The following is a 6,104-nucleotide window of genomic DNA, read 5'->3' as shown; positions in this document are numbered from 1 at the left end:
CCGAAGGGACTCGCTCGACTTGCATGTATTAGGCACGCCGCCAGCGTTCGTCCTGAGCCAGGATCAAACTCTCCAATAAAGTTTGTATCTGGTTCAAAGCTGGCAAATCATTTAATGATAGACTCATCAACGCTTTCGCTGTTCAGTTTTCAAAGAGCATTTTTTAATCCTGTTAAAAGCGACAGGAATTTCATTTTACTACATTCGAGATATTGAAGTCAAGTGTTATTTTCAACTCTTTCTCACTCGTGTGTAGGCGCTGATCCTTTCGGAAGCGCAGGTTTACAATCTAACACATTGTAACCAACCAATGCAACTATCAAGTTTTTCCATTTCAAAATTAAATTGAAAGGAATTTCATGGTCGGGAAGACAGGATTCGAACCTGCGACCCCTTGGTCCCAAGCCAAGTACTCTACCAAGCTGAGCTACTTCCCGACTGTATTCTTTTCACTTTTGAAAAAAGTGGCGTGCCCTGAGAGATTCGAACTCCCGACCTTTTGATTCGTAGTCAAACGCTCTATCCAGCTGAGCTAAGGGCACATATGGAGCGGACGAAGGGTCTCGAACCCTCGACCTTCGCCTTGGCAAGGCGACGCTCTACCAATTGAGCTACGTCCGCATGTTACTTCACATTTTAAAGTTGTTTGGTGCGGTCGAGAGGACTTGAACCTCCACGGTGTTGCCACCACTAGAACCTGAATCTAGCGCGTCTGCCAATTCCGCCACGACCGCATTATGAAATACTAGGGTCCCCGAAAAGTACTCAATGTGTTTTAACGACACACTTCACTTTTTTAGGGATAAATACTGGTGAGCCATGAAGGACTCGAACCTTCGACCCTCTGATTAAAAGTCAGATGCTCTACCAACTGAGCTAATGGCTCGTGCTATTATGATGCCATGTTAACCACGAGGGTTAAATGGCGGAGCTGACGGGACTCGAACCCGCGACCTCCGGTGTGACAGACCGGCGTGAACTCCAACTTCACCACAGCTCCATATTTGGTTAAGAAATTTGGTTGCGGGAGCAGGATTTGAACCTGCGACCTTCGGGTTATGAGCCCGACGAGCTACCGAGCTGCTCCATCCCGCGACAGGGACCTATTCGGTCAATTTGAACAAATGGTGGAGGCTGACGGGATCGAACCGCCGACCCTCTGCTTGTAAGGCAGATGCTCTCCCAGCTGAGCTAAGCCTCCACAGTTCTCCACGAAGTGACGAGTATGCTCTGAAGCGTACTCCGAATACTTTGCGGAGGCCCCAACAACTAGTTGGGTTGTTCTAGGTGACCCGTAGGGGATTCGAACCCCTGTATGACAGCGTGAAAGGCTGCTGTGTTAAACCGCTTCACCAACGGGCCGTATATATAAAGGTGTTATGGCGGATGGAGTGGGATTTGAACCCACGAGACGGGTCGACCCCGCCTACACGATTTCCAATCGTGCTCCTTCGGCCGCTCGGACATCCATCCATGTATGATTAAGGATCAAGCGATCCGTGTTGTTTCCCTCACGGAATTACTATGTTATCAGGTTTCCTTAGTTAATGCAACTACTTTTTTAATTCCATTTAAAAAGTTCAACTAGACAACACATCGCTGTTAGACACAATAGCCATTGTATCTCGTGAAAGACCCGTTGTCAACGATTGTTTTCATTTTTTCGCTCAGCGCTTGCCTGCGATTATCATAACCTGCACAACCCGAAAATACTCTCTCCGATTTTCCCCTACCCCATGCAAGTTTCAGGGGTATTTTCCATTTCTGTCGCATATGGACTAGGAAGGACAACTGCACCATTTCTATAAGTATGAGGCCTAGGACATTTTTGCTTCTCTACAGAAATGGTATACTTTTCCTGAGACGAGATTGGCGGTGGACGACCACGGCGCAGCTTCCTGCAAAGGGGATGATGCTGATGGTCACGCTCGGCACGCTTTACTTTTGCCTGAAAGTATTAGCCACTCTGCTTAGCCTCTGGTTTAGCAGCAGGAAGCTTTTCCGCTGGTGGAAGAGAAGGTGTAACAAGCGAAAACCCACCGCCTGAGTTGACTGCCCGACGGTGAGTTTGCTGGTTTGTTAACATGCGCGCCGTGGGGTTCCACAGCATCTTGTCTCGGGAGCCTTGCCGCTGCAACGGCGTAGGCTCCTTTATTTTTATGTCTCGTTTTCATCATTGTATACCTTTATTTTATCACCCTGTGACTTCTACATACAAGAAAAGAGCCATTCCACACAAAGGAAAGGATGCTGCCTATCATGACCATGATCCGTCAAGCAACCCAGCAAGACATGACAGCTATCTGCCGAATTGATGCCATCGTGCTGGGAAATACCAGCCGCTCTCAGGAGCTAGGCGAGTCTGTAGCTGCGGGCGATTGCTACGTTGCCTACCTGGACACCGACATCATTGGTTTTGTTGTCATGAATCAAAGCTTTTTTAAACAGAGCTTTATCCAGCACCTGATCGTTCATCCCCAGTACCAAAATCAAGGAATCGGCGAAGACCTCATGCTCCATATGGAGGCTGTTTGCACGAGAGAAAAATTGTTCACTTCCACTAACCTTTCTAACAAACGGATGCAACGTCTCTGTCACAAGCTGCACTATGTCCAGAGCGGAATCATTGATAACCTCGATCCAGGAGACCCAGAAGTTATTTTTTGCAAGCAAATTAGAAGGCGCTTACCAAAAACATATCCAAGCAAAGTCCAGACGATCTGAAATACTACGTCAGGCGATTACCCCTAAAGTCGCCAGCAAAAAAGCCGCAAACTCGAAGGAGTCGCGGCTTTTTCTTGTTCACTTGCTATTGATTTCGTTCGTAGATCAAGCGAAGCCCTTTTAACGTCAAATAGGGATCAACTACATGAATGCACTCCGTTTCCTTTGCCACCAACGAAGCGAGTCCACCTGTCGCAACTACTTTGGGCTCGGTCCCATATTCTGCAACGATCCGGCGCACGATGCCTTCTACCTGTCCAACAAATCCGTAGTAGATGCCCGACTGCATCGCTGCAATCGTATTACGTCCCACGACACTAGCCGGCTTGGCAATTTCGATGCGCGGCAGTTTGGCTGCACGGCTGACCAACGCCTCGGTGGATATTCCGATCCCTGGTGCAATGGCACCGCCCCAATACTGCCCCCGCTCGTCCACATAGCAAAAAGTCGTAGCCGTCCCGAAGTCCACCACAATCAACGGCGTTCCGTAATGATGAATGGCCGCTACTGCGTTCACAATCCGGTCCGATCCCACTTCCCGTGGATACTCGTATTTAATGTTCAATCCAGTTTTGATCCCTGGACCGACAAGTAATGGCTTTTGATGTAAATACTTTTCACACATCCGCTCAATGGTAAAGTTCAAAGGCGGCACAACCGAAGAAATAATGACGCCGCTCACCTGAGCAAGCACCAGGCCCCCGTGATGGAACAGACTTGTTACCAGCATGCCGTATTCATCTTCTGTCTTGTTCCGGTCGGTGGCCACTCGCCAATGATGCCGCAGATCGTCTCCCTCGTACAAACCCATGACGATATTGGAATTGCCGATGTCTATCACTAATAGCATTGTGATTTACTCCTTAGCGTTTCCGCGTATTCAAATCAAGACTGATGTCAAATGCCTTGACCGAATGCGTCAGTGCACCTACAGAAATGATGTCAACACCTGTCTTCGCAATGGAACCAATCGTCTCGAGATTGACCCCACCAGAGGCTTCGACCAAAGCGCGTCCAGAAATCAGTTGGACAGCCTCCACCATTTGCTCGTTCGACATGTTATCCAGCATGATGATATCGGCACCTGCATTCAACGCTTCCTGTACTTGTCCCAGTGTCTCTGCCTCTACCTCTACTGTCATTGTATGAGGAATGGCAGCCCGTGCTGCTGCTACAGCCTGAGCAATTCCACCTGCACCCTTGATGTGGTTGTCCTTGATCATGACGGCATCATACAACGCAAAGCGATGGTTGTGCCCACCCCCGACGCGAACCGCATACTTTTCCAGAAAGCGCATACCCGGTGTGGTTTTGCGTGTATCGACTACTCGTACCTTTGTGCCAGCTACCGCCTGGACATACTCGCTCGTTTTTGTGGCGATCGCAGAAAGACGTTGCATCAGGTTGAGAGCTAAACGCTCCCCACTCAAGATCGATCGTACAGACCCGCTCACTTCTGCGATCTGCTGTCCATACTCCACTCGCGCGCCTTCTTCCACTTTTGCCGTGAAATTCAAATCGGGATCTACCGTCTCAAACACTTGCTGGGCGATTTGCAATCCAGCCACGATTCCCGCTTCCTTAGCGTACAGAATCCCTACCCCTTGCTCACTTTCAGGGATCGTACTCATGGTGGTAATGTCGCCATAACCCAAATCCTCATGCAGCCATTCTTCTATTTTCCGTTGTAGCTCTCGTCTATTCCACATCGTTCTTGCCACTCTCCTCCTGTACACCCGCACGAATGGACTGTACCAAATGCTTGCGCCAAATCAAGTCATCTTTATCAGGGAAGTCGTTGCGGTAATGCCCTCCCCGGCTTTCTTCCCGCATGAGGGCAGCCCTGGTCGTCAACACTGCCGCATTCAATAAGTTCAGGTATTCAAAATCTTCCCGTTCCACCGGAATCCCCTGATAGTCCTGCTCCATGCGCTCCAGCTCTTCCAACGCCTTTTGCAGTCCTTTTTCATCCCGTTTTACACTTACATAGCGAAGCATGAGCTTTTGGAGCTTCACCCGCTGTTCACGAGTGCTCGCATCACGGTCTTGGCAATGCTCGGAAACTGCTGTCAACGGCTGAATCTGTGGCAACTCCGGGAGTTCCTTGATCCGCTTGGAAATACGATGACCAAATACCACCGCTTCGGACAGCGAGTTGCTGGCCAGACGGTTGGCCCCATGAACGCCCGTGCTAGACGCTTCGCCGCAAGCAAACAACCTCTTGGTAGAGGTCTCTCCATGCAAATCGGTCTGCACGCCCCCCATAATATAATGGCAAGCCGGTGCTACTGGAATCCAGTCCGTCACCATATCCAGGCCGTACTGCAAGCAAAATTGATAAATCGTCGGGAACCGATGTCTAATCAGATCCGCCGATTCATGTGTGATATCGAGAAACACATTGGTTGTATTCGCCTTTTCCATCTCGGAGACAATCGCTCGAGCCACTACATCACGAGGAGCTAGCTCTTTTTGGGCATGATACTTGTCCATAAATCGCTCGCCGTTGCTATTGCGCAAAATCGCTCCTTCACCGCGAACGGCTTCGGAGATCAAAAAGCGAGGAGCCCCTGGGTAATATAGAGCAGTTGGGTGAAACTGGATAAACTCGACGTCTTTTATGCGGGCACCCGCTCTATAAGCGATCCCAATTCCATCTGCAGTAGCAATCTCCGGGTTGGTCGTATAGCGATACAATTGCCCTGCACCACCCGTAGCCAAGACGGTCGCTTCTGCCTCCAGGAAAAAGAGCTCTCCATCCGGCTTTCTCACGATCACTCCCACACATTCCTCATCCTGCGTAACGACGTCGATCGCAAAATGATTTTCCAGTACCATAATGTTCGGTTGTTCCATGACTCGCGCGGATAAGGCTCGGACGATTTCCGCTCCTGTCGCATCTCCATTGGCGTGCAAAATGCGTCGTTTGCTATGAGCGCCCTCCTGGGTGAGCTCATACTGCCCCTGCGCATCCCTGTCAAACTCCGTACCGTATGCAATCAATTCTTTCAGGCGTTCCGGGCCTTCATTCACCAGGACTTCCACCGCATCGTACGAGCAAAGTCCCGCCCCAGCTATCAAAGTATCCTGACGATGCAAGGCAGGTGAATCAGACTTGGCGGTCACCGCCGCAATCCCTCCCTGGGCCCAGCGTGTGTTGCTGTCGTCCAATCCCTTTTTACTGATCAGTACCACATCAGCATATTCACTCGTTTGCAACGCTGTATACAAGCCGGCGATCCCGGCTCCGATGATAGCGACCTTCGTTTTCTTTCGAGGCAAAGCGTGCAAATCAAAGTCGACGATATAACGGGGAATCATCCTCGTCCCTTCTCTCCTAATAGTCACAGCTTTTTATTTTAAAAACCTTCTGTCGTCCT

The 6,104-nt window shown here is 49.8% G+C and carries 4 protein-coding genes and 10 tRNA genes; 1 reads left to right on the top strand and 13 read right to left on the bottom strand.

Annotated features, from left to right (window positions below; all coding sequences use genetic code 11):
- Positions 1-360 precede the first annotated feature (360 nt).
- The 10 genes from AN963_RS19490 to AN963_RS19445 all read right to left on the bottom strand — a co-directional run bounded on the left by AN963_RS19490 (position 361) and on the right by AN963_RS19445 (position 1,473).
- Positions 361-437: transfer RNA gene (locus tag AN963_RS19490), tRNA-Pro, on the bottom strand.
- A gap of 28 nt (positions 438-465) precedes the next feature.
- Positions 466-542: transfer RNA gene (locus AN963_RS19485), tRNA-Arg, on the bottom strand.
- A gap of 3 nt (positions 543-545) precedes the next feature.
- Positions 546-621, bottom strand: a tRNA-Gly gene (locus AN963_RS19480).
- Between the two features lie 26 nt (positions 622-647).
- Positions 648-734: transfer RNA gene (locus tag AN963_RS19475), tRNA-Leu, on the bottom strand.
- A 76-nt stretch (positions 735-810) separates the two neighbouring features.
- Positions 811-886: transfer RNA gene (locus tag AN963_RS19470), tRNA-Lys, on the bottom strand.
- 37 nt (positions 887-923) lie between these two features.
- Positions 924-1,000: transfer RNA gene (locus AN963_RS19465), tRNA-Asp, on the bottom strand.
- A gap of 18 nt (positions 1,001-1,018) precedes the next feature.
- Positions 1,019-1,095: transfer RNA gene (locus AN963_RS19460), tRNA-Met, on the bottom strand.
- A gap of 30 nt (positions 1,096-1,125) precedes the next feature.
- Positions 1,126-1,201, bottom strand: a tRNA-Val gene (locus tag AN963_RS19455).
- A gap of 87 nt (positions 1,202-1,288) precedes the next feature.
- A tRNA-Glu gene (locus tag AN963_RS19450) sits at positions 1,289-1,362 on the bottom strand.
- Between the two features lie 18 nt (positions 1,363-1,380).
- A tRNA-Ser gene (locus AN963_RS19445) sits at positions 1,381-1,473 on the bottom strand.
- 786 nt (positions 1,474-2,259) lie between these two features.
- On the opposite strand from AN963_RS19445, the gene AN963_RS19440 reads away from it, so the two are divergent.
- Positions 2,260-2,724 carry a GNAT family N-acetyltransferase gene (locus AN963_RS19440; RefSeq protein ID WP_055746133.1) on the top strand — a complete coding sequence of 155 codons (465 nt, stop codon included), beginning with the start codon at positions 2,260-2,262 and terminating at the stop codon, positions 2,722-2,724.
- 85 nt (positions 2,725-2,809) lie between these two features.
- On the opposite strand, the gene AN963_RS19435 is transcribed toward AN963_RS19440, so the two are convergent.
- The 3 genes from AN963_RS19435 to AN963_RS19425 are packed head-to-tail and all read right to left on the bottom strand — an operon-like array spanning position 2,810 to position 6,045.
- Complete coding sequence (locus tag AN963_RS19435) at positions 2,810-3,574, bottom strand: type III pantothenate kinase (protein WP_055746132.1); 765 nt, start codon at positions 3,572-3,574, stop codon at positions 2,810-2,812.
- Positions 3,575-3,587: 13 nt separating this feature from the next.
- The gene (gene nadC, locus AN963_RS19430; RefSeq protein WP_055746131.1) at positions 3,588-4,433 is read right to left on the bottom strand and encodes a carboxylating nicotinate-nucleotide diphosphorylase; all 846 of its coding nucleotides are present in this window, start codon (positions 4,431-4,433) and stop codon (positions 3,588-3,590) included.
- On the bottom strand, positions 4,423-6,045 hold the full coding sequence (locus AN963_RS19425; protein WP_055746130.1) for an L-aspartate oxidase: 1,623 nt from the start codon (positions 6,043-6,045) through the stop codon (positions 4,423-4,425). The genes nadC and AN963_RS19425 overlap by 11 nt, the downstream gene beginning before the upstream one ends.
- Positions 6,046-6,104: the final 59 nt, after the last annotated feature.

The organism is Brevibacillus choshinensis (assembly GCF_001420695.1).
GTDB classification, from domain to species: domain Bacteria; phylum Bacillota; class Bacilli; order Brevibacillales; family Brevibacillaceae; genus Brevibacillus; species Brevibacillus choshinensis.
The sequence above is the reverse complement of the archived record's forward strand: the minus strand, read 5'-3'. Positions and strand labels throughout refer to the sequence as shown.

What these genes read in the sequence shown, in the direction of transcription:
- nadC (WP_055746131.1), bottom strand. Translation starts at nt 4,433, where the DNA reads ATGTGGAATAGACGAGAGCTACAACGGAAAATAGAAGAATGGCTGCAT.
- AN963_RS19425 (WP_055746130.1), bottom strand. Translation starts at nt 6,045, where the DNA reads ATGATTCCCCGTTATATCGTCGACTTTGATTTGCACGCTTTGCCTCGA.
- AN963_RS19440 (WP_055746133.1), top strand. Translation starts at nt 2,260, where the DNA reads ATGACCATGATCCGTCAAGCAACCCAGCAAGACATGACAGCTATCTGC.
- AN963_RS19435 (WP_055746132.1), bottom strand. Translation starts at nt 3,574, where the DNA reads ATGCTATTAGTGATAGACATCGGCAATTCCAATATCGTCATGGGTTTG.